This is a genomic window from Rudanella lutea DSM 19387 (assembly GCF_000383955.1).
In the GTDB taxonomy this organism is placed as follows: Bacteria; Bacteroidota; Bacteroidia; order Cytophagales; family Spirosomataceae; genus Rudanella; species Rudanella lutea.
In genome coordinates, this window is record NZ_KB913013.1 from 3243694 (window position 1) to 3267341 (window position 23648).

A 23648-nucleotide genomic window follows, 5' to 3' on the forward strand; every position below is an offset into this window, starting at 1 on the left:
TATTCTAACCGATTCCAGACCCCAGGACTTGACTTAGGCTGCTGACCATAAATTTCGGCAGCATACTGTACGTTGAATCGTAGAAAGTCAATTAGCTCGCATGCCGAGTCGATTTCGGCCTGGAACACGTTTTTTGATTGCCCGAGCATCGTGGCGGCATTGATGGTTGCCCGATACGGGCCAGCAATTAACTCAGCAGCTTTCAGAAATATGCCGGCCCGGTGTTCCCAGGGTAAATTAGCCCAGCTTTCTTTTGCAACTAATGCGGCATCAATGGCTTGTTGAACATGCGAGGCATCCCCCTCTGAAAAATGACCAAGCGTATGTTGATGATCGTGCGGTGGGGCAATTCGAATTCGAGTATCTGTATGAACCTCTTCGGCCCCGATATACATCGGAATGTTCACTTCCTGGTTCCGTGCCTCGGCTAATGCCTGCTGAATTGCTTTGCGTTCGGGTGAGCCGGGGCGGTATTCTTTTACGGGCTCGTTTTGTGGAGTGGGAATTTGAAACGTTCCGAATGACATAGTTGAAGTGTTTTGGGGCAAATATACTTTCTTGACCTCACTTACGAGGCATAACACAATTTAGTGGGAATGCTATCCCTTAGGGCGAATATCTTCACTAATTCAAGGTTATAACCCACATTTTAACTAATCCAATGTGGATAACCTTGTAAATTGCGCGCCTTATCCCTGAGTATCATGCGCTTTTATAGTACAAATAGCCCGGAGAAAACCGTTTCCATTCAAGATGCCCTTTTTCATAGTTTGCCAGCCGATAAGGGGCTATATATGCCAGACCATTTACCAAATCTTGGTTCGGCTTTCTTCCAGAAAATTGCTTCTGGAACACTGGCTGATATTGGGTATCAGATCAGTAAAGCCTTGTTTGGCGACGAGATTTCTGATGCCGACTTGCAAGAGTTAACGCACCGGGCCTTTCCGTTTGAAACTCCGGTCGTTTCTCTTGAAGATGGAAAACTTTCTGTACTGGAGTTATTCCATGGCCCCTCACTCGCTTTTAAGGATGTAGGTGCTCGTTATATGGCCGGGCTTATGTCGTACTTTTCAAAAAAGCGGGACTCAGAAGTTCACATTCTTGTTGCTACCTCGGGTGATACAGGTGGGGCTGTTGCCATGGGTTTTCACAATGTTCCCGGTGTTCGCGTTTCTATTTTGTACCCCAAGGGACGAGTTAGTGATTTACAGGAAAAGCAATTAACGACACTCGGTGGAAATATTCAGGCTTTTGAGGTTGAAGGATCGTTCGACGATTGTCAGGCTTTAGTGAAGCATGCTTTTCTTGATCCTGAACTAACTGGGCAGTTTGCGCTCTCGTCAGCTAACTCGATTAATATCTTTCGGCTGATTCCGCAGGGTTTTTATTATGTAAGTGCTTATGGACAGGTGGCTCAACACCAAAAACCGGTTGTTTTTTGCACCCCAAGTGGCAACTTCGGTAATCTGAGCGCGGGGGCTCTCGTGCAAAAAATGGGGCTTCCTGTTCACCATTTTATTGCCGCTACCAACCTTAATCATGTTGTTCCAGACTACCTCGAGTCTGGAGAGTATGCTCCGAAAGATTCTGTCGCTACTATTTCAAATGCAATGGATGTAGGGGCTCCCAGCAATTTCGTACGTCTAAAACACCTCTACGGCGATTCGTTTGATGTTGTAAAAGCTCAAGTTTCAGGTTGTTATTTCGACGATGAACAAACGCGAGCTGGCATGCAGGTTATTTATAAATCTTACGGGTATGTAAGCTGTCCACATACCGCAATTGGTATTATGGGAATGCAGCAGTATTTAGCTTCTACTAATCCTGATGTTTGTGGTATTGCCTTGGCAACGGCACACCCGTCTAAGTTCAAACCTTTAGTTGAGGAGGTTTTGTCTGTACCTGTTCATGTACCTGATCGGCTTGCTGTGCTGGCAAACCGAGAAAAGCATTCTATTCAGATTCCGCCCAGTTACCCGGATTTTAAAGAAGCACTTTTACAAACCGTCTAAACTAATGGGGCCAATCTGAATCAGATTGGCCCCATTAGTTTAGTTCACTACATCACCGCGAAGACTTCGAAAACGTTTTCGGGCTTCGGCAACGTAGATACTCCCAGAGTGGTCAGTGAGTAGCTTTTGATAAATTGCCATGGCCTCATTTTTATCCTTTAGTCGCTCTTCATAAATTTTACCCTGCATAAACAGGGCATCATCGGCCAGAATATCTTGGCCGTGTGAAGCCGTAATTTGTTTGAGGTCTTCCATTGCTTTGTCGACCTTACCCTGCTTCAAATAGGTGTTTGCGCGCAACCAAAGGATTTCGTCCGCCAGCATGTGTGAGCCATATTTTGTCTGCATTGCATTTAATGACGTAACTGCACCCTCCAGCTTATTTTGAAAAAGCATGAGCTCTACGGCCGCGTAATCACGCATTGCAGCCCCCGTGCTGTCCATTCCCGTGTTGTCCTGAATGAGTAGGCCCAATTGTTCGGCATCATTGGCAATTTCTCTGGAAGTAGCTAGTTTCAGAATATCCAGTATCTCCTTGGCCAGTATAAAGTTGCCGCTATAGTAATGCAGCTTAGCGTTTTTCAACTTTGCTTCATGGCCCAGCTGCTCCTCTTTTTGAGACTTTTCCACTTGAGAATAAAGCAATGTGGATTCCCAGGGCTCATTCTTAAGCAGATAAATATCGCCCTTGTCGATCTTACACTTATCCACAAAATTCCGATCGGTTTTCCCCATTTCGATGGCTAAATCAAGAACTGTCAGCGCTGTATCTTTTTGATCTAAATAGTTGGCATACAAGTTTGCTGTACTACGTAACGCATCCAGCGTCTTGGCATTAGTACCAATCTCCTGAAGCATACTCTGGTAACTATTTATCAGCTTCCGGATTTCAGACGGGTCAACGGGATAGGTATTTTTGATTTGTTCCTCCCGAGCGTTAATTGTCAATCGCCGGGCAAACGGGTACAGCTGCCCCTGTGGATAGGTCGTAGCAACGTAGTCAAAAGCATCTGCGGCAACTTTGTATTCCTTGTTGTTCAAAGCAATGTTACCGAGATCGTACACACGACTACCGTTCAACTTGAGCCGCCGGTCTGTTGCTTTCTCCTGAAGCAGGGCCCGGCTGAATTTTTGTTTCTGTACAAAAAACCAGGTAAGTAGATCGGTATAACTTAGTTCATTTGGCTCCTGCTGAACGCGTGCATACAATGCCTTTTCCAACATTTCTTCGTCCTTAGTGTTGATAACTCCCTGCAAGGAGGCCATCACCTTTTCACGCTTTTCGGGAAACCGGTTTAAGGTAAATAGCTCACCGAGCCATTTTTCATTTTGGCTCGTAGCGCGGTATAAGCCTGCCAACTCTTCACTGTAGGCTGAATTATCTTTGCTCAACTCGCGTGCTGTTAGCAACGCTCTGATAGCCCACTTCGATTCGTTGATATCCGAAAAGGCAATTGCCGACTGTTCTGCTCTGGCAACCGACTTCTGGGCTTCTTTCAGAGCCGCGTTGAACCGCTTGTTCACTTCCAACGTATCGCTTCCCCGGCTGGCTACGAACCCTGTCAAAATTTCAAACAGATATTTATTCTCATTCTCCGACCGTACCTGTCTTTTCAGATACTTGTCGGCCTCTTCGTTTTTGTTTACCCGCAATAGGCTATTCACATACCGAAAGGCTGTCGGCCAGTTGACCTGGTTTTTCAACAGCTTTGCGTATTCATTGGCCGCCTTTTCAAATTCTTCTTTTTTGTAATACTCGTCGGCCAGGTCAGCTGAGGATTGACCCAGACACCACTGAGCTTGCCCGACAAGTAGCACACCCAGCAACAGGATATACACAAACCTATTTTTCATTTTCTAATTTAATTAATTTCTTTAACTATTATAAACCATTAAGGCTGTGGATATGTGGAAAGATAAACTGTCCACACTTACTTAACAATAACGGCTATTTTCTCAACATAGTTATCCCACATTGTTATTTTATTATCCACTTTGAACGTATTGTTAATCAGTGAATTAACAAGTTATGCACAATTGCGACATTCACTTTTGCACTTATTAACCAAACTCATTTTTACACAAAATGCGACGGACGAAAACGTGTCGTTGGGCCGTTGATTTCGGGACAGTTATTCTACACTATTGTTGTGGATAATCACAGTTCAGGATAACTCCTAGGTTGTACACATTCCGCACTTGATCAAGATCACGTTTATACACTTCTAAGTGTAAGTTATCAACATGGTTTTCCACTCAAAATTTTAACATTTTTAATTTTAGATTGACCTTTTCTGGATTCGTATAAACAGGCATAAAAAAGCCCCGAAGCAATGCTTCAGGGCTTGTCTGTATCGTGTGTTTGGGGTAGACGTTACGTTACAGCTTTTGGAAAACGTAGATGAGGCTGGAGTAATTACCAGTTCGCCTAGCACGTATATTTGACCGTAATCCTTGATAGATACTTTCTAACCAGTTTGTACGGCCATCTCTATATTTTGTACTGAGCATACTGATATAAAAGGCGTCAAAGTACATAGGGTGCATTTCTTTGAAAATAAAACCGCCCTCATTTACAAGTTTCTTTAACGTTGGGGGGGTAAAATGCGACAGGTGACGTGGTACGTCGTATGCTGCCCAGTAATTCTGGAAATGGTGCGCATCTAACGAATCTGAATTTGGCACTGCAATCAATAGCGTCCCTCCCACCCTTACGCGGCTTCTTAATTTCTTTAAAGTTTCCGTCAAGTCTGGTACATGCTCTAAGACATGCCACATTGTGAGTAAGTCAAATTCCCCGTCGACAACCTGGTCAATATCGGCTTTGATTTGAATTTTCAGACGACTGGTGGCTACGGTCCGTGCATTTGCGTCAGGTTCTACACCGTTAATCGACCAACCACCTTTTTGACATGTTTCCAAAAAGAGTCCTGTACCACACCCGACATCTAACACCTTACCTGGTTTAGTTTGTAGCGAGTTAATAAGCTTAAGCTTTTGCTGCAAGGTATATTGGCGAACTAAACGATATACTTTGTTGATTAAGCCTCCACCGCTGTCGTTGTGCGAAACATAATCAGCGGATTGGTAATAAGCGCCTATCGATGCTGAATCCGGTCGGGGATTTGTAAAACGAAACCCGCATTGATTACACACTTGTATGGTGAAATCGCTTTGGCTTATCAGATAATCTTTACAAACTAAATGCGTCGAAAAATGAGTGGATGTGCAAATTGGGCAGTTCGTCAGCGTTTCCTGATTCATATCAATAGCGACTTAAAAAATAATCCCGCTTGTTTAAGCGGGATCAAAGATAGATGTCTAACGACCTAAATAGACGAGAAGGATTGAAATATCCGAGGGGCTGACTCCACTTATTCGGGAGGCCTGTCCAATAGTAGCGGGCTTTTGCTTTTTCAGTTTGTCTCGCCCTTCAAACGATAAGGCCTTTAATCTGTCGTAATCAAAATCAGCCGTAATTTCCAAGTTTTCCCATTTGCTGATCTTTTCAGCATTTGTACGTTCACGGTTCAGATAATCCTCGTATTTGATTTCAATAACCGCCTGCTCAATTGTTTCGTTGTTTACGTTAGACTCGTATTCGGGCAAGAACTGCAATAGATAGTCGACCTCAGTCAGCCCTATCTCCGGGCGTTTAATCAGGCCGTACAAACTACTTTTCTCACGAAGTTGAGCGCTATTCAGATTGCCCAACCAGCTATTTATTTCTTCAGGTTTGACTTTTGTAACCCGTATGTTATCCATCAAGTCTGCAATACTTTGCTTCTTTTTCTGGACATTGTGAAGGCGGCTCTCGGAGGCTAGTCCGAGAGTGTATCCCCGTTCAGTCAGCCGTAAATCGGCGTTATCCTGGCGGAGGAGTGTTCTATACTCTGCCCTTGAGGTAAACATCCGGTATGGCTCTTCAGTACCCTTCGTTATTAGATCGTCAATCAAAACCCCTATGTATCCTTCGGACCGACTGATTGTAAAGGATTCTTTTTCGTACGCATTTTGGTGTGCATTTATACCTGCAATAAGCCCTTGGCAGGCAGCCTCCTCGTAACCCGTAGTCCCGTTTATCTGGCCCGCAAAGAAAAGGTTTTCAACCAAATGTGTTTCCAGTGTGTGCCTTAGCTGGGTTGGCGGGAAGAAATCATACTCAACTGCGTAGCCTGGTCTGAACATTTTAGCTTGCTCAAAACCCTGAATTTTACGCAAAGCTCTTAGCTGAACATCTTCAGGTAAAGACGTAGAGAAACCGTTTACATAGACTTCGACTGTCTCCCACCCTTCCGGCTCAACAAAGATTTGGTGCCGGTCTTTATCAGCAAATCGGTTGATTTTATCTTCAATGGATGGACAGTACCGCGGACCCAATCCTTTGATTCGCCCAGTAAACATGGGTGATTTTTCAAAGCCTTCTTTCAGTGTTTCATGCACCTCACTGTTGGTGTAGGTTATCCAACAACTCCGTTGTTTCGATAAAGGCTTAGTATTACTATACGAGAACTTACCCGGGTTTTCGTCGCCGGGTTGTTCCTCCATTCGACTATAGTCTAACGAACGTCCATCAATCCGAGGGGGCGTTCCTGTTTTCATCCGGCCCGCTTCAAAACCCAGTTCGACCAATTGCTCGGTCAGACCTGTTGCAGATCGTTCGGCCGTTCGTCCACCACCGAATATCTTTTCACCAATAAAGATTCGGCCATTAAGAAACGTCCCGTTGGTGAGTACTACAGCTTTTGCTATAAACTCGAGGCCCATATCTGTACGCACACCCTGAACTCGATTGTGCTTTACCAGAAGCTGGCTCACGGTATCCTGCCAAAAGTCGACATTGGCGTTGTGCTCTAGTGCGAGTCGCCACTCATTGGCAAACAAATTCCGATCGCTCTGGCAGCGTGGGCTCCACATGGCGGGCCCTTTTGAGCGGTTGAGCATACGGAACTGAATCATACTTTTGTCACTGATGATTCCAGACATTCCGCCTAAGGCGTCGACCTCCCGGACAATCTGCCCCTTTGCAACTCCGCCCATAGCAGGATTGCATGACATCTGGGCAATCGTCTGCATGTTCATGGTAATGAGCAGAACCTTTGAACCCATGGTAGCAGCGGCATGCGCTGCTTCACAGCCTGCATGTCCGGCCCCGACTATTATGACGTCGTATGTTTCGTGCATTTTTGCGGAAAACTTAAAATGTTTCACGTGGAAACTTTTAAGAAAAAAGCGGAAAACTTTAAAAAAGTTCTCCGCTTCTGGATTTAAATCATTTGGCTACTTTCTGTAAATAATCGTTAGCCTGTTTTTTATAGTAGGGATTGTACGTTGGAACTACGGACCTGAGTACTTCAACCTGTTTAATCTGGGGTCTGTTATTTATTGAATCAAAGAAAGATGGTGAGCTCACTTTAGGCGCTTTGGCCGTTTGTGATTGCCGCTTAGGGTCTTCATCCTGTTGTTTTAGCGCTTTTTCTGATTCAAGAAGGCGTGTAAGTATTTCATTTTGCCTGTTTATTGTATTTTGATTTACTCGCTTATTCACCAGATCTGTTTCAGTCTGATCCATTTTTTCCATCAGATCGTTGACTTGTTTATCCATCTGCTTACCAGCCTCAGTTCCTTTTGCATTCTCTTGTAACTTCTTAAGCAAGTTTCGAATCATGGCTTGTTCAGCAGCCATTTGAGCAAGCTGCTCAGAAAGCGCTCGGCCTGTAGTCCCCCCTTGCGACATTTGCCTCATTTTTGCATTCAGCTGTTTTTGCATCTCCCCCATTTCGCCCGAAGGATTATTACTTTTACCCTTACTCGAACCGGAACCGGGAGCGCCCATAGCATTCATTTGCTGCTGCATATTTTTCAATACATCGCTGAGCAAAAGGGCCAGATTGTTCATGGAAGTCATAGCAAACTGTTGCCGAGACGAAGCCTGCGACAGTTTACGCTCTTTCAGCTGCTGAACACTTTGATCCATGTAATACTTCATATTCGACATTTCGCGGGTTACGAATGACTGAATCTGATTTACACGGGAAGCCAACGCATTCAGACTATCTTCAACAATTCGGGCATCATCTTGTAATTTGAGTTGCTCTTGCGAGAGCCGTGCAACACGAGGGTCTTGTAAATTGATACCTCTAAACTCTTTCATGAGCCGCTCCTGACTGAACGAAAGCGTAATCAAGTTCTCAAGTAAATTACGCAGGTCATCCATGTTTTCCTGCAACTCCTGCGCTTCCATCGAGGCCATTGACATTTGCATAGCTTTCATCATGCTTCGCATCGACTTTGCTGTCTTGCTTTGCGAAGACGATGCCTTTTTGCTTTGCTTCTGGTCGAGTTGCTGTTTAGACTGCTGCATTTGCTGCTCAATCTCCTTTTGCGAGTCCTCTTGTTGATCGGGCGAACGAAGCTGATCTTTCTGAGCCTGCTTCTCCAGATCTTTCAGTTGCTCCTGTGTCTTCTTGAAATCCTCCATTGCCTTCTCCTGCTCTTTCGCTTGTTTCTCTGGATCGGCATTGGCTTTATCGTTTTCTTCTGCTTCTTTTTCCTGTTGCTGGGCCTGCCTTTCCAGATCATTCATGATGTTATCCATCTTTTGCTCCAGCTGCATTTGCTTAAACATCTTCATGGCCCGCTCCAGCTCGCGTTGCGTATTTCGCTCTTTACGGTTCAACCGATCCAGCATTTCGCTTGCCTTATCATCCTGCTTCCGCTCAAGTAGTTGCTTTAGTTCTTCATAAAGCTTCTTCGATTCAGGGTCCATTAAGTCTTTAAACATCTTCTCAAGCTGCTCTAATTTTTGCTGCATTTGAGGATCGTTCTGAGCAAAACGCTCTTGGGTTTGATTCGTTTTGTCGAACTGTTGCTGAAGCTGTTTTATCTGTTCGATAAGCTCCTCGCGTTTCTTCAGAATATCCTCGAGCTGCTTTTTGTCCTGAAAATCCGTTGCTTTTTTCGTACGCAGACGCTCCTCCATCTGGTTGAGCTCTTTCTTGATCTCCTGAGTTTTGCTCAATGCCTGATCAATTTGCTGTTCAGTTTTCTCAGCTGCCTGATCAATTTGTTGTTGGATCTCCTGGTTCGAGGGGATCGCAAAGTTCATTGCGCTCGACTTGGCCGATTTTGGGCCATTGGCACCATCATTATCCCAAACTTGGATAAAGTAGTCAATCCGATCTTCCTTGTCGAGTTTCAAACTGTCCAACGACCAATTGTAAACAAAGTTTTGGGAGGTCGATGAACGATTGATCGGGATATCTTTGCTATAAAATGGTGACTCTTTCCCTTTCCGAATAATTTTGTAGGTCAGGCGCAGACGCGAAAATCCATAGTCGTCTGAAATAAGACCATTCAGTGCGATGGCATTGTAGGAAACAGTATCCTGAATTTTATCCACCGAAATGGTTGGAAACCGATCGGGGATCACCTGTATGCCGTAGCTGATTGAGGATGGATTCGGTACCTGGGCATTTTTAAGCATTACCGTCAATGCCGTATTCTGCATCATCCGACGGGTAGCCGTAAACCCGTTTTCCTCATTCTCCTGAGCTATAATGGGCTTAGTTCCTTGGCCAAACTGTAAGGAAAGTGAATCGGTATGATCAGCCACAAAGTTCCAGGTTACCACAGTGCCTTGCGGAATTAAGAGATTACCCACGTTGGCTAATTGTTCGGCGGGTTTGTTCAGATAAGCCGGATACTCCAGCTTGACGTTGAAATTCAGAACAGCTGGCCGGTCAATTAATTTTAGCTGGTACTCATCTGACCTAAATCCCGATGCCTCCAAATGGAAGTCCAAATCCCGTTGCACATTATCAAATGTGTAGGTAAACACCGAATTTGATGACTCAAGCTTAAAACGTGTACCGTTGGTAACTAGATACACATCTTGCGGAATAGCATCACCTTTCAAACGGACTGATACCGGAAAGTCTTCATTGCGAAAAGCATTGAGCGACTTGTTCTGCAACACAAACTGAAACGGTGCCTCTTCGGCAAACTCACGATTGTAGTTGACAATTCGGGTTGAGGAAGTACTGAAAAAGGTAGGGTTGACCAATAGAATTCCTAAAATGAGCACAATTGGTGGAAGTGCCAGTTTCAGAAATCGCCGGTTCCGCTCAATCTGAATGGCGTTGGCAAAACGCGTAATCAACAATTGCTGTGACCGTTGTTGCAGGCTGGCCTGCATCAAATCACTTTGAGCGCTACTAATGCGTTGAAGTTGGAGTGTATTCAGCAACTTGTCGCCAACTTCGGGAAAGAATGTTCCGATCTGACGGGCGGCTTCATCATCGCTCAACGCTTTGCGCAAGTTATATAAACCCAGTAAAGGCTTGAGGATGAATAAATAGAGCGTGATGAGGAGTGTAAGCAAAAAGCCGAAGAACATCACAGCCCGTCCCGTCGACCCGAAGCGGCCAATAAATTCAGCCGTGTTAATTAATAAGAACAGCGAACCCGCCAAAGCTGTAAAAAACAAAGCACCTTTAACGAGTTGATTCAGAAAATAACGTTTCTTGTACTCCTCAATACGTTGGAGTAAGGTATCGTATGACTGCATAGCGTGTGCTGTTAAATCGTAAAGGTCATAATAGGGGTACTACCTGCTCAAAGTATTGAATTACATGCTGTTGAATCAAATACTCTTGAGCAGCAAGATTAGTTTGCGGAATCGGCTTAACTAATGTCCAGCTTGGCCAGCCATCTTTATCATACCCGTCGAAGGCGTAATATCCAGACAGACTTAAAACCCGACACGTAGCAATGTGTAACAAATCCTGTTTTTGCTCTTTTGAAAATCGACGAGGCCCAACTCCCAGCTCCTGAATGCCGATTAAAAACAAGACAGCGTTAAGGTCGGCAGGGCGCTTCCCAACCATTGTTTCTAATTGATCGAGAAGCAAATTCCAGGTGCGATCGGTGTCTTCAACTGACACAGTATTAGGATTGTCCATATTCTTCACTAAAATACAACTTATAAGCCATTAACGTACATAGACTATGTTTCGGTTTATTTCCAGAGCCTTTACCGACTTTTTTCAATTACTCTACCCTACTCCGTGTTTAGGTTGTCAAAAGATGCTTGATCAACACGAAATGTTGCTCTGTGTACCCTGCCGGATGACCCTGCCGGAGACAAATTATCATCACGAAATAGAATCCGAGCTGCTCATCAAATTCGCGGGTAAAGTCAGAGTCGCTCATGCTACTTCATTTTACCGATTTACAAAGGGTAGCGTCGTTCAAAAACTCGTTCATCAGATTAAGTACAAAGATCGAACCGAAGCTGCGGTGACAGTTGGTCAGTGGTACGGCCATCGGTTACAAGCGGAGTGTCCCTGGATTGATGAAATTGACTTATTTGTTGGGGTTCCACTACACAAAAAGAGATTACGGAAGCGTGGCTATAACCAGGCAGATTGCATTGCTGAAGGATTAAGCAAGGCAACCTCGAAACCGATGCGTACCGATGTAATGGTACGCACTGCCTTCAAAGAATCACAGACACGGAAGAATCGTTTGCAACGGTGGCTAAATGTGAAGACTGTATTTCGTGTGAGCAAGCCAGATGAAATAATAGGCAAACACGTTGCAATTGTGGATGATGTATTAACCACAGGTGCGACAATAGAAGCCTGTGCAATTGAACTGCACCGATCTGGTTGTAAGGCGGTTAGCGTTATTACAATAGCTTCTGCCCGATAATAAAAAAGCCCCGGAGGTCGCTCCGGGGCTTTTACTTTCTATATCGAGCCCTATCGATTCCGACCCAAGCCAATCATGGCGCAACGGAAGCCGATGGTAGCAGTAGCTGAGTCTTGGTCAAGGTACCGGCGCGTACCGGGCGAGAGCCAGTAGGCTACATCATTCCATGAGCCACCTTTGTACACACGGACCTTGTCGTCGATAGCCGAGTTGTTGTTCTTACGATCGTAGTTTTTAGAATCGTCGAGATAACCATTCCGCCGAATCGGGTTCAGGTCACTCACATCCTGATACGAGAGGGGCCGGTAAACGTCGTACACCCACTCATTCACGTTGCCGGCCATGTTATACAGACCGAAGTCGTTAGGCGCAAATTCGTAAATCTCAGCCGTGATAATAGCCCGGTCGTTTGAACGTCCTGCGATACCGGCGTAATCACCCCGACCACGTTTAAAGTTGGCGAGCATTTGTCCCTGTTTCTTACCTTTTTTCGGGTTCCGGACAGATGAACCATCCCAAGGATAAATTCGCTGATTCGCCTGATTCTCGTCCAGATACTGAGTACCAATCATGGCTTTGGCTGCGTATTCCCACTCGGCCTCTGTTGGTAAACGATATTCGGGCAGTACAAGGCCACTTTCGATGCTCATACGAGCCGGAGCACTCGGTGATGCCGATGCTTCAGCAAGCGCGGGTTCAGCCGTTTTTGATTTCCGCTTGAGCGAGAAACCACCGCCTTTCTTCTTGGTTTTCTGACCGCCTTTGGCCAATTCGTTGTTCACAGCTTCAGTACGCCAGGCAGCGTAATCGCTCGCCTGAACCCAGGATACACCCACGACCGGATAATACCGATAGCCTGGGTAACGCAGGTATTGCGTAACGTAGGTATCGTTAAACGAAAGCTGACCGGCCCAAACCGTCGTATCAGGCAGAGCCGCCCGGTACACTTCTTCCGACGAGTCACGTTGAATAGCATTCAGGTATTCAAGGTAGTGGACGTTTGCCATTTCGGTTTCGTCCATATAAAATGACTGAATACTCACCGTCCGCTCGCGGTTGTCGCGCGAGTTCACCACGTCCTCTTCAAGAGCTCCCATAGTAAACCGACCTCCCTCGATAAAGATGAGGTTAGGGCCACCATTAGGTGCTTTAAATGACTTTACCTGAAAACCATCCTTCTGATTGTAGGCAATTCCGGTAGCCGTACTCTTCTTACCGGGTTTTACACTAGTCGGGTGTTTTGGCTTACACGAGGCCAGGGCCGCCGTTGCCAACAACACGTACGCTGCACGTTGGAGCATAGCTCGCGTAAGGTGATACTTCTTAATCATTGCTGTATCTGAGTCAATCGAGGTTGCAAAATTGGGCAATAAATCGCATTAATTAGTCAAAGCGCCAAGGACCTGATCCATTTGTTCCACCGAGGTGATATCTGAATGGGTAAATACAGGCCGTCCTTTCGATTCTTTGAGCGAAAAACGGTTTGGGTTTGCGCGTAAATAGTCAATAACCTTGCCAAACCCATCGGAGTTAAAAAAGCTGTCAGTTGCCTGGTTACCACCCTCGGAAGAAACGAAGTATCCCTTCAGGATATTATTTTTCAACGTCAGTTTTTCCAGATGCAGTTTTTCAGCTTTCCACCGGACATTCACCATCTTAATCAGGTTTTCCACATCGTTGGGCATGGGGCCAAACCGGTCAATTACCTCTTGCCGGAAGGCCTGAAGCTCATCGTTTGTCTGAATATTATCCAGGCGAGTGTATAACGCCAAACGTTCCGAAATATTAGATACATATTTGTCTGGAATCACAACCTGCAAATCGGTTTCGATGACTGTATCGGGTAACGATGGCTTTAATACGTCGGTGTTCGGGCTAAACAGGTCTTTAAACTCTGTTTCCCGGAGTTCCTGAACGGCCTCATCGAGAATCTTATGGTACATCTCGTAGCCCAGATCATTGATAAAACCGCTTTGCTCGGCACCCAGCAAATTACCCGCGCCCCGAATGTCCAGGTCACGCATGGCGATTTTGAAGCCCTCGCCCAGATCAGAAAAATCTTCCAGGGTTTGCAGCCGTTTGCGGGCGTCGGAGGTAAGAACCGAAGCCGGTGGCGTCAGTAAGTAGCAGAACGCCTTACGGTTAGAGCGTCCTACCCTACCCCGCATCTGATGCAAATCCGACAAACCAAACATGTGCGCTGAATTAATCAGAATGGTGTTGGCGTTCGGAATGTCTAAGCCCGACTCGATAATATTGGTGGAAACAAGCACGTCAGAATCGCCTTCGATAAACCGGGTCATGATTTTCTCCAGCTTCTCGCCCTCCATCTGTCCGTGGGCTACTGAGACGCGGGCTTCGGGGACTAACCGTAAAATCAAATTTCCAATAGACTCAATATCACCAACCCGGTTATGCACAAAAAACACCTGGCCACCCCGGCGTAACTCATAGCTAATGGCATCGCGGACGGTGGCCTCGTTAAACGCGTGCACCTCGGTTGTGACCGGTTGCCGGTTAGGGGGAGGAGTAGCAATCACCGAAAGGTCACGCGCACCCATGAGCGAGAAATGAAGTGTCCGGGGAATGGGGGTGGCCGTCAACGTTAGTACATCGACATCGACTCGCATTTCTTTCAGACGATCTTTGGTTTTCACGCCAAATTTCTGCTCTTCGTCGATAATCAGTAGGCCTAAATCCTTGAATTTTATGTCTTTATTGACAATCCGGTGGGTACCAATCAGAATATTGATCTCACCCGAAGCTACCCCTTTGAGCGTCTCCTTAATTTGAGCTGCCGAACGAAACCGGTTGATGTAGTCAACTTTCACCGGTAAATCGGCCATGCGGTCCATAAAGGTTTTGTAGTGCTGCATGGCCAGAATAGTGGTTGGTACGAGCACTGCCACCTGCTTATTATCCGAAACGGCCTTGAAAGCCGCCCGTATCGCAACCTCGGTTTTGCCAAAGCCTACATCACCACACACAAGCCGATCCATTGGGTGGGGCTGCTCCATGTCGTTTTTCACGTCGTTGGTTGCCTTAGCCTGATCGGGGGTATCTTCATAGATAAATGAGGATTCGAGTTCGGCCTGCAAGAAGGTATCGCGGCTGAAAGCGTAGCCCGGTGCCTGCCGACGCTTTGCATACAGCGAGATCAACTCTTTGGCAATGTCTTTTACCTGCTTCTTGACCCGCGATTTTTTCAGCTCCCACTCCTGCGATCCCAGCTTGTTCATGGTAGGTGGGCCACCCTCTTTGCCGCTATACTTGGCAATTTTGTGCAGACTGTAGATACTGACGAGCAGAATGTCGTTGTCGCGGTAAATAAGCCGGATAGCTTCCTGCTCGCGGCCACCCATATCTACCTTTTCAAGACCCGCAAAACGCCCGATTCCGTGGTCTACGTGGGTCACGTAGTCGCCGGGTTGTAACGTTTTTAATTCGCGTAGGGTGAGAGCTTTCGACTTCGAAAACTTGTCCTGAACGCGGTATTTGAAATATCGGTCGAAGATCTGGTGGTCGGTGAAAAGGGCAATCTTCAGGGCTTCGTCGGTGAAGCCCTCGCGCAAACCAATATTTAAAGGCAAAAACTTGACAAATGGGTCGAGTTCCTCAAAGATGGTACGCAGCCGTTCGAGCTGTTTGAACGACTCGGCCGCGATAACGTTGGTGTTTCCCTTCGATTGGTTTTCGGCCAGATTGTCAAGAAGCCGCTTGAAATCTTTGTTGAACGACGGTTGCGGCTTCGACTGATATTGCTGCCGGGCTTCGGTTTTGAAGTAAAATTTGCGCCCAAACTCAACCGTTGTGAACCGTTTCAGATGGTTCAGTAACGACCGTCTTGTCTCAAACAGATCAGTAGGATCTAACACGACCTGTACACCTCCCCCACTGGCTACAATCGAGGCAAAGCTCTGCTCCGCTTTTTCGAAGCACTTATCCACAACTTCGAGGGTGAAATCCACATCTTTAGCCCAAACCACCGTATTTTGAGGCAGGTAATCCAGAAAAGGTTCGCGGGTTTCCTCAATCAGTTTGGTCTGAATATTGGGTATAATGTTAATAAACGGCACGTCACCTGTGGATAACTGCGATTCAGGGCTAAATGTCCGAATGCTTTCCACTTCATCGCCAAACAAATCGATTCGATACGGAAACTCGCTGGCAAACGAAAATACGTCGATAATCCCCCCCCGAATGGAGAACTGACCCGCTTCGTACACAAAATCAGTCAGCTCGAACTCATAATTCTGGAGCATTTCCGATACGAAATTGGTGTCGAGTTTGTCGCCAACCCGAACCGTCAGGGTGTTTGCCTGTAAGGTGCGCTTGTTAATCACCCGCTCCGACAGCGCTTCTGGATACGTCACCATCAACAACCCGCCTTTGGGCGCAGGGTTAAGCTTGTTAAGCACCTCGGCCCGCATCAGTACGTTGGCATTTTCAACCTCTTCGTACTGATAAGGTTTCTTGTACGACATCGGGAAGAGCAAAACCTCCTGCCCGATCAGATTTTGCAGATCGTTGAAAAAGTAGGCGGCTTCGTCGCGGTCGGTCATCACGAATAAGTGATTACCGCCGTTCATGCGGAAAATAGCCGTGGCTAAGAGGGCATCCAGACTACCCGAAAGACCTTTGATCTGAAGCCGTTGCGGTTCGGCCGATTTCCGGGTTAAGGGTTCGGCCAAAAGCTTAATAAAACTATCGTCGGTGTATAAACCGATCAGTTCCTGTGCGTTCAAAAAGACGGCCCGCTGTAGCGGGTGTTTGGTAATACGAAAAGCCGCCAAAATGACTTCGGCGGCACCGAGAGAGTAACAGCGTTCACGTTGGTAATGTTCGTTACGCAGGTGCCCGAAAGAGGTAAAATTTAGCCTGTTGGAGAGATTCGTGACCCATTTGAATTGTTCGTCGCCCGAATAAATAAGACTCTGCCAATCCGGCCTGGAAAACGAAAAAGCCGACCCTCATTAAGGGTCGGCTTTATTGATTTTTAGTTGTTGGTTGAATGTAAAATCGTCAGGTATTGGGCATCATGACGCCCATCATCTTAAAAAATGTACTTATTCTCGGCAAGCATGGCCTCCGCAATCCGCCGACGGGCGTTTTTGAGGTTCATCGGCTCAATTTTCGTGAATCGCTTCAGACCCATCAGCATCACGCGCAGTTCATCGCCCTCAGCAAACGAGGTGATGGCTGCCCGGCCGGCGTTGTTGATCTTCTCAACGGCCTCATGCAGGTAAACCAGCGCCATTTCTTTTTGTAACGAAACAGCCGCTTCACCCTTAACGCCAATCAGTTTTTCAACACGCAACAGAACGGATTCTGCCGCGTAAATTTCGATAACCATATCGGCAAGGCTCATCAGGATTTCCTGCTCTTCCGAAAGCTTGGTCATGAACTTCTGAACAGCGGCACCGGCTACCATCAGTACCGATTTCTTGAGGTTGCGCAACACCTTTTTCTCGGCTATGAACAGGCCCTCCTCTTCGTCGCTGCTGAAATCAGGAATCGACATGATTTCTTTGCCAACGGCCATGGCGGGACCCATCAGGTCGAGTTCGCCTTTCATAGCCCGCTTCAAAATCATATCAACTACGAGCATCCGGTTGATCTCGTTGGTACCTTCAAAAATTCGATTGATACGCGCATCCCGGTAGGCCCGATCCATGGGGGCGTCGGCTGAGTAGCCCATACCGCCATACACCTGTACCCCCTCGTCAACTACGTAGTCGAGGGCTTCAGAGCCGTGTACTTTCATGATGGCACACTCAATCGCAAACTGTTCCAATGCTTTCAGTTTGGCCTGTGCATCGTTCATACCCTGCTCTTTCAGATCTTCGATCATGTCGTCGATGTTCTGACCGGCGCGGTACGAAGCCGTTTCGGAAGTGTACACCTTGATGGCCATTTCGGCCAGTTTGTGCTTAATGGCACCAAACTGAGCAATGGGCGTGTTGAATTGCTTACGCTCGTTAGCGTACCGAACCGCGTTGTTGATTACCTCTTTCGAGCCACCTACCGTAGCGGCACCAAGCTTGATACGGCCGATGTTCAGAATGTTAACCGCGATTTTGAAGCCGTTTCCGCGCTCCGAAAGCAGGTTCTCAACGGGTACTTTGCAGTCGTTGAAGAAGATCTGACGGGTGTCAGATCCCTTGATACCCATTTTGTGCTCAGGCTCGTTCATCGTGATGCCCTCGTGCGAGCGCTCTACAATAAATGCCGACAGGTTCTTATCAGTTTGGCCACCTTCCTCAATTTTAGCAAAAACGATATACACGTCAGCAAAACCGCCGTTGGTAATCCACATTTTCTGGCCATTCAGAATATAGTGTTTACCGTCTTCGCTCAATTTGGCTTTGGTTTTGCCCGAATTTGCATCCGATCCCGAATCGGGCTCCGTAAGGCAGTAAGCGGCTTTCCACTCACCGGTTGCCAGTTTGGGCAGGTATTTAGCTTTCTGCTCGTCGTTGCCATAATACACAATGGGCAGCGTACCAATACCCGTATGTGCCGACAGGGCTACCGAAAAGGAGTGACCGGCTCCGGTTGTCTCGGCCACCAGCATAGAGGTATTGAAGCTCATGCCAAAACCGCCATACTCTTCGGGTACGCCCGTACCCAACAGACCCAACTCGCCAGCTTTGTCCATCAGCGATGAAATAAGCTCGGGCGACTTGGCTGAATCTATCTCGTTAAGACGCGGCCAGATTTCACGTTCCAGAAACTCACGGCAGGTAGCCGCAATCATCTGCTGCTCTTCCGTAAACTCTTCGGGAATAAATACCTGGTCGGCGCTTGTCTCTTTAATCAGAAATTCTCCGCCTTTGATCGACGCTTTGTTTTCCGTTGCAATCATGTCGTTAAATGTTATGCTTGCATACTAATTATGGTGCAAATAAAATACCTCTTAAAATAGTATGCAAGCATACAGTTAAATTATTTTATTGTGATGAAATTAGATTTTTAGACAAATGAAAGCTGTTTTATGCCATCAATACGGGCTACCCGAAAGCCTTGTTGTTGAAGATATTAGCTGGCCGTCGGCTCCGAAAGGGAAGCTGGTGATCGAGGTAAAGGCCTGTGGTGTCAATTTCCCAGACACGCTCATTATCGAGGGAAAGTACCAGTTTAAGCCACCTTTCCCATTTTCGCCGGGGGGCGAAGTTGCGGGTATCGTGCGGGAGGTAGGCGAAGGCGTTTCACACGTGAAACCCGGCGATTCGGTGTTTGCGCTCACGGGCTGGGGTGGTTTTGCCGAAGGGGTAGTAGCCGATGGTTACCGGACGTTTCCGATGCCGCAGGGGATGGATTTTCAAACGGCGGCTTCGCTCATGTACACATACGGAACCTCGTATCATGCCCTGAAAGACCGGGCAAACCTGCAATCAGGCCGTAGCGACGGGCCGGAAACCCTGCTGGTATTGGGAGCCGCAGGTGGTGTTGGCCTGGCGGCTGTATCGTTGGGTAAAATCATGGGAGCCCGGGTGATTGCTGCCGCTTCCACCGACGAGAAACTGGCCTTATGCCGAGAGTATGGTGCCACCGAAACGATCAATTACAAAACCGAAGACCTTCGGGAGCGGATCAAGGACATTACGGGCGGAAAAGGTGTCGACGTGGTGTACGATCCCGTCGGCGGTGATTTGGCCGAACCTGCCTTACGGTCGATGAACTGGCAGGGTCGGTATTTGGTGGTTGGATTTGCCGCCGGAGCCATACCCAGTTTGCCTTTCAACTTACCATTGCTCAAAGGGTGCTCGGTAGTGGGCGTGTTTTGGGGAGCCTTTGCCGAGAGGCAACCCAAAGACAATTTCAAAAACGTGAATGAATTGCTGGGATTCTGGCAAAGTGGACAGCTGAAACCCCATATTCAGGCTACCTACCCACTCGAAAAAGCGGCTGATGCACTCAACGAGATGCGTGGTCGGCGAGTGATGGGTAAGGTGCTGATTGTGCCCTAAGGAAGCGCAAACGCAATAAACTGGTTTCCTTTTTTGGTGCCCAGCTTACCCCCACCGCAGGCAATGACCACGTACTGTTTGCCTCCAACGGCATACGTGCAGGGCGTGGCATAGCCAGCGGCCGGGAGTTTGGTTTCCCAGAGTAGTTTACCCGTTTTTTTGTCATAGGCCCGGAACATCTCGTCTTTAGTGGCTGCAATAAACAGTACCCCTCCGGCTGTAACTACAGGCCCGCCGTAGTTTTCGGTGCCGGTTGGCGGTATGCCTTTGGCTGTCAGCTCCTTGAACTCGCCCAGCGTATTTTTCCAGACCAGTTCGCCCGTGTTCAGGTTTATGGCGTTGAGTGTACCCCAGGGGGGCGAGATGGCTGGGTACCCTTTGCTATCCAGAAATTTGTTGTAACCCGTGGTTTTGTAGGGCAGTTGAGGAGGCTGAGCGCCTTTCGCCGTAGCTACCCCCGCCATCTCCTGCTTTTCGTCGCCAAACAGAAAGGCCACCAAGGCTTGTTTCTCTTCGGGTTTGAGGGTGGTGAAGCCCGGCATCATACCCTTGCCCTGACTAACAACCTGCATAACATATGCGCGGTCGCGTCGTTGGTTGATGTCGATCAGCGACGGAAAGCCGCTTTTAGGGTTGCCCTTACGCTCGGGCCCGTGACAGCTCGCACATTGGAGCGTGTATAGGCGGGCACCCGCGCTGAGGTGGGCTAGGGCGTCTTGTTTGGGGGCATCAATCATGGTGAGTACCCAGGCCATTTCGTTGGCATTGACGTACATGACACCCTCAGGGTCAACGGCAGCCCCGCCCCACTCGGCCCCTCCGTCGAAACCGGGAAAAATAAGGGTCCCCTGCTTGCTGGGTGGAGCCATGTAGCCTCTCTTAATCCGGCGAAATACGGTCAGTAAGGAGTCCCGGTCGGTTGTGTACGGATTCAGATCAGCTTCGGTCAGGGTTTGCCGGGCAAACGGAGCTGGCTTAAGGGGTTGGGGTTGCGTGGGCCATGTCGACTCGCCGGGCAAATCACTTTGCTCGACGGCCACTTCGGGGATGGGAAACAAAGGTTTGCCCGTAACCCGGTCAAAAACCAGCACATGCCCCGATTTGGTGGGCTGAGCTACCGCGTCGACGGTACGCGGACGACCGTCGGGGCCGGTTTGCCGGAGGGTTACGAGGTTTGGCGGAGCCGGAAAATCGCGGTCCCACACGTCATGATGCACCATTTGGTAGTGCCAGAGTCGTTTGCCGGTGCGGGCGTTAAGCGCCAGCAGGCAGTTGGCAAATAGGTTCTGGCCTTTCCGGTTGCCACCGTAAAAATCAAATGCCGCCGAACCCGTCGGTACAAACAGAATACCACGCTTGCGGTCAATGGCCATGCCAGCCCAGTTGTTGGCCCCACCTACTTCGGTATTTTTCCAGGCATCTTTGGGCCAGGTTTCATAGCCGTATTCGCCCGGATGGGGAATCGTGTGGAATACCCAGACCAGTTTACCCGTCCGAACGTCGAATGCCTGAATATGCCCTGGTGCGGCATCAGAACCCTCCGAGAGTCGCATAGGCATCACAATCAGGTTTTCGAAAATGGTGCCGGGGGTGTTCGAGATTACCGATTTTTCGGCGGCTTGTGCACCCAAACCGGCGCGTAAGCTCACGCGCCCGGCTTCACCAAAGCCGACAATGGGTTTTCCAGTACGAGCATCCAGGGCATAGAGCCAGGGGCCAACCGTGTACAGAATACGCTCGTCGCCTTTGCCGTCGGTCCAGTAAGCAACACCCCGGCTGGTGCTATGCCAGGCTTTCAGGGGGTCGCCAAAACGCCACAGCTCGCGACCGGTGGCGGCATCGAGCGCAAAAGCCTGCACAGCGGCCGTTACGCCGTACAAAACGCCTTTAACCACAATAGGGCTTACCTGCATTTGCCCGCTATCGGGAGCACTATACGCCCAGGCTTGGGTAAGTTGGCCAACGTTGGTTGTGTTGATCTGATTGAGTGGCGAATAATGGTTTCTGTCGGGGCCGCCGAGATACTCAGGCCAGTCGGTATCGGCTGCCTGATAGGTTAAACCCACCAGTGATAAGCAGAGAATGGTAACGGCGAAGAGAAAAGAGACAGATTTCATTAGCCCGGACAGGTTTAAGTAGCTACCAAATACAAAAAGAGGAAAGACCGGTTGATCTCTCCTCTTCGAAACGGCTAAGTCAATTTTCTTAGAACGACTTTTTCTTCATCTCCTGTACCGCAAACGCAGCTGCACGGGCCGTGAGGGCCATGTACGTCAGCGATGGGTTTACGCAGGATGCTGAAGTCATACAAGCGCCATCGGTGTTGAATACGTTCTTCACCGAGTGTAGTTGATTGTGCGCGTTCAGAACCGACGTTTTGGGATCGCGACCCATACGGGCAGTGCCCATTTCGTGGATACCAATACCGAGGTGTTTTGAGTTGTCGTTGTAAGGCGTGATGTTTTTCAGACCAGCCGACTCAAGCATTTCGGCGGCATCGTTCATCATGTCGATACGCATTTTGCGCTCGTTTTCGCCATAAGCGGCATCGAATACGATCAAGGGTAGGCCCCACTTGTCTTTCTGATCGGGTGAGAGCGTCATCCGGTTGTTCGGGTCGGGCAGTACTTCGCCAAAACCGCCGAGGCTCATCGACCACAGACCCGGCTGGGTCAGCGACTCTTTGAATTCGGCCCCAAAGCCATCTGTACCGTTGCCTCGGTTCCAGCCTGCCCGGCCGGCACCACCCTGGTAGCCGAAGCCACGCAGATAATCGCGCTTGTCGTTGCCCCAGTTGCGGTAGCGAGGTACGTACACCCCATTGGCCCGACGACCGTAGTAGTATTTGTCTTCCATGCCCTCAAACGTACCGGCAGCACCGACGGCGAGGTGGTGGTCCATGATGTTGCGGCCCAGCTGATCCGAATCGTTGCCCATTCCGTTGGGGAACCGGCTCGACTTTGAGTTCATCAGGATTGAGGTGCTGGCAAAGGCCGATGCGTTGAGGAAAATAACCCGGGCGAAGTACTCACGCACTTCTTTGGTATTCTGATCGATAACCCGAACGCCGGTGGCCAGACCCTTTTTCTCATCGTAAAGTACCTCCGAAACAATTGAATCGGGGCGGAGCGTCAAGCGGCCCGTTGCCACAGCTGCAGGGAGCGTAGCCGCCTGCGTACTAAAATACGCACCGTATGGGCAACCCCTCATACACTGATTCCGGTACTGGCAGGCTGCCCGGCCCAGAGCATAGTGGTGCGCCTGAGGTGAGGTCAGGTGAGCCGTCCGGCCAATTGTGATGGTACGACCGGCAAACGCCTTCTCAACCCGCTTTTTCACTTCTTTCTCCACGCAGTTCAGTTCCATCGGGGCCAAAAACTGACCATCGGGAAGTACCGACAAACCGTCTTTATTGCCCGAAACGCCGATGAACCGCTCTACATAATCGTACCAAGGCGCCAGGTCTTTGTAACGGATCGGCCAATCGACACCGACACCTTCTTTGGCGTTGGCCAGGAAGTCTTCTTCGTTCCAGCGGTAGCTCTGACGACCCCACATAAGCGACCGGCCACCCACGTGATAACCCCGGATCCAGTCCATGGGCCGCTTCTCGATGTAGGGGTTCTCCTTGTCGTTTTCGAAGTGGTGCCGCCATTCTTCGTTGGCGGTGTAACCCGTACGCATATTGGCCCAGTACTCTTCGGCTGCCTGCGTCGTAATCCGGCCCCGGTGCGGAAAATCCCAGGGGTTATTTGTTGCTGTTTTGTAGCCCTCAACGTGCTTAATGTCACGGCCACGCTCCAGCATCAATACCTTCAGGCCTTTCTGCGTCAGCTCTTTTGCTGCCCAGCCGCCCGAGATACCTGAACCTACCACGATAGCGTCGTAGGTCATGTCTTTTATCGCATCAATATTGAGATTCATCCTGTAATGAAGTTTACGGTTTACAGTT

At 48.5% G+C, this 23648-nt stretch carries 14 protein-coding genes (1 of these 14 running past the window's edge); 3 read left to right on the plus strand and 11 right to left on the minus strand.

The window, feature by feature from the left end; all coding sequences use genetic code 11:
- Positions 1 to 527, minus strand: the start of a protein-coding gene (gene pruA / locus RUDLU_RS0113375; protein WP_019988892.1) for an L-glutamate gamma-semialdehyde dehydrogenase. 1105 nt of this gene lie to the left of the window's left edge; the window shows 527 of its 1632 coding nt (coding positions 1-527); the start codon lies at positions 525 to 527; the stop codon falls past the left edge of the window.
- Positions 528 to 704: 177 nt separating this feature from the next.
- Between pruA and thrC the strand changes: the two genes are divergently transcribed.
- Positions 705 to 2012 (plus strand): threonine synthase, encoded by a 1308-nt coding sequence (thrC, locus tag RUDLU_RS0113380; protein ID WP_019988893.1) that lies wholly within the window; start codon positions 705 to 707, stop codon positions 2010 to 2012.
- Positions 2013 to 2051: 39 nt separating this feature from the next.
- Here thrC and RUDLU_RS0113385 read toward each other — a convergent pair whose 3' ends face one another.
- The 5 genes from RUDLU_RS0113385 to RUDLU_RS0113405 form a co-directional block, all read right to left on the minus strand.
- On the minus strand, positions 2052 to 3866 hold the full coding sequence (locus tag RUDLU_RS0113385; protein WP_019988894.1) for a tol-pal system YbgF family protein: 1815 nt from the start codon (positions 3864 to 3866) through the stop codon (positions 2052 to 2054).
- A gap of 525 nt (positions 3867 to 4391) precedes the next feature.
- On the minus strand, positions 4392 to 5276 hold the full coding sequence (locus tag RUDLU_RS0113390) for a methyltransferase domain-containing protein (RefSeq protein ID WP_027303028.1): 885 nt from the start codon (positions 5274 to 5276) through the stop codon (positions 4392 to 4394).
- 57 nt (positions 5277 to 5333) lie between these two features.
- A complete protein-coding gene (mnmG, locus tag RUDLU_RS0113395) occupies positions 5334 to 7196 on the minus strand; it encodes a tRNA uridine-5-carboxymethylaminomethyl(34) synthesis enzyme MnmG (protein ID WP_019988896.1) in 1863 nt (620 codons plus the stop codon).
- Positions 7197 to 7284: 88 nt separating this feature from the next.
- Entirely contained in the window at positions 7285 to 10581 is a 3297-nt protein-coding gene (locus tag RUDLU_RS0113400) for a DUF4175 family protein (RefSeq protein ID WP_019988897.1), read from the minus strand.
- 25 nt (positions 10582 to 10606) lie between these two features.
- A complete protein-coding gene (locus RUDLU_RS0113405) occupies positions 10607 to 10975 on the minus strand; it encodes a hypothetical protein (RefSeq protein WP_019988898.1) in 369 nt (122 codons plus the stop codon).
- Positions 10976 to 11099: 124 nt separating this feature from the next.
- On the opposite strand from RUDLU_RS0113405, the gene RUDLU_RS0113410 reads away from it, so the two are divergent.
- A complete protein-coding gene (locus RUDLU_RS0113410) occupies positions 11100 to 11726 on the plus strand; it encodes a ComF family protein (RefSeq protein WP_019988899.1) in 627 nt (208 codons plus the stop codon).
- Positions 11727 to 11776: 50 nt separating this feature from the next.
- On the opposite strand, the gene RUDLU_RS0113415 is transcribed toward RUDLU_RS0113410, so the two are convergent.
- The 3 genes from RUDLU_RS0113415 to RUDLU_RS0113425 all read right to left on the minus strand — a co-directional run bounded on the left by RUDLU_RS0113415 (position 11777) and on the right by RUDLU_RS0113425 (position 18591).
- Positions 11777 to 13057, minus strand: a complete 1281-nt coding sequence (locus tag RUDLU_RS0113415) for an SUMF1/EgtB/PvdO family nonheme iron enzyme (protein WP_019988900.1) — start codon at positions 13055 to 13057, stop codon at positions 11777 to 11779.
- Positions 13058 to 13105: 48 nt separating this feature from the next.
- The gene (gene mfd, locus RUDLU_RS0113420) at positions 13106 to 16471 is read right to left on the minus strand and encodes a transcription-repair coupling factor (RefSeq protein WP_027303030.1); all 3366 of its coding nucleotides are present in this window, start codon (positions 16469 to 16471) and stop codon (positions 13106 to 13108) included.
- A 308-nt stretch (positions 16472 to 16779) separates the two neighbouring features.
- Positions 16780 to 18591, minus strand: a complete 1812-nt coding sequence (locus RUDLU_RS0113425; protein ID WP_019988902.1) for an acyl-CoA dehydrogenase family protein — start codon at positions 18589 to 18591, stop codon at positions 16780 to 16782.
- Between the two features lie 115 nt (positions 18592 to 18706).
- On the opposite strand from RUDLU_RS0113425, the gene RUDLU_RS0113430 reads away from it, so the two are divergent.
- The gene (locus RUDLU_RS0113430) at positions 18707 to 19696 is read left to right on the plus strand and encodes an NADPH:quinone oxidoreductase family protein (protein WP_019988903.1); all 990 of its coding nucleotides are present in this window, start codon (positions 18707 to 18709) and stop codon (positions 19694 to 19696) included.
- Here the strand turns inward: RUDLU_RS0113430 and RUDLU_RS0113435 are convergent.
- Positions 19693 to 21813 carry an outer membrane protein assembly factor BamB family protein gene (locus RUDLU_RS0113435; protein ID WP_019988904.1) on the minus strand — a complete coding sequence of 707 codons (2121 nt, stop codon included), beginning with the start codon at positions 21811 to 21813 and terminating at the stop codon, positions 19693 to 19695. The genes RUDLU_RS0113430 and RUDLU_RS0113435 overlap by 4 nt on opposite strands.
- An 88-nt stretch (positions 21814 to 21901) precedes the next feature.
- Positions 21902 to 23620 (minus strand): GMC oxidoreductase, encoded by a 1719-nt coding sequence (locus tag RUDLU_RS0113440; protein WP_019988905.1) that lies wholly within the window; start codon positions 23618 to 23620, stop codon positions 21902 to 21904.
- Positions 23621 to 23648 lie beyond the last annotated feature (28 nt).

Bases quoted from the DNA above. Each gene is read 5' to 3' on its own strand.
- thrC (WP_019988893.1), top strand. From the start codon at position 705: ATGCGCTTTTATAGTACAAATAGCCCGGAGAAAACCGTTTCCATTCAA.
- RUDLU_RS0113385 (WP_019988894.1), bottom strand. From the start codon at position 3,866: ATGAAAAATAGGTTTGTGTATATCCTGTTGCTGGGTGTGCTACTTGTC.
- RUDLU_RS0113390 (WP_027303028.1), bottom strand. From the start codon at position 5,276: ATGAATCAGGAAACGCTGACGAACTGCCCAATTTGCACATCCACTCAT.
- mnmG (WP_019988896.1), bottom strand. From the start codon at position 7,196: ATGCACGAAACATACGACGTCATAATAGTCGGGGCCGGACATGCAGGC.
- RUDLU_RS0113400 (WP_019988897.1), bottom strand. From the start codon at position 10,581: ATGCAGTCATACGATACCTTACTCCAACGTATTGAGGAGTACAAGAAA.
- RUDLU_RS0113405 (WP_019988898.1), bottom strand. From the start codon at position 10,975: ATGGACAATCCTAATACTGTGTCAGTTGAAGACACCGATCGCACCTGG.
- RUDLU_RS0113410 (WP_019988899.1), top strand. From the start codon at position 11,100: ATGCTTGATCAACACGAAATGTTGCTCTGTGTACCCTGCCGGATGACC.
- RUDLU_RS0113415 (WP_019988900.1), bottom strand. From the start codon at position 13,057: ATGATTAAGAAGTATCACCTTACGCGAGCTATGCTCCAACGTGCAGCG.
- RUDLU_RS0113425 (WP_019988902.1), bottom strand. From the start codon at position 18,591: ATGATTGCAACGGAAAACAAAGCGTCGATCAAAGGCGGAGAATTTCTG.
- RUDLU_RS0113430 (WP_019988903.1), top strand. From the start codon at position 18,707: ATGAAAGCTGTTTTATGCCATCAATACGGGCTACCCGAAAGCCTTGTT.
- RUDLU_RS0113435 (WP_019988904.1), bottom strand. From the start codon at position 21,813: ATGAAATCTGTCTCTTTTCTCTTCGCCGTTACCATTCTCTGCTTATCA.
- RUDLU_RS0113440 (WP_019988905.1), bottom strand. From the start codon at position 23,620: ATGAATCTCAATATTGATGCGATAAAAGACATGACCTACGACGCTATC.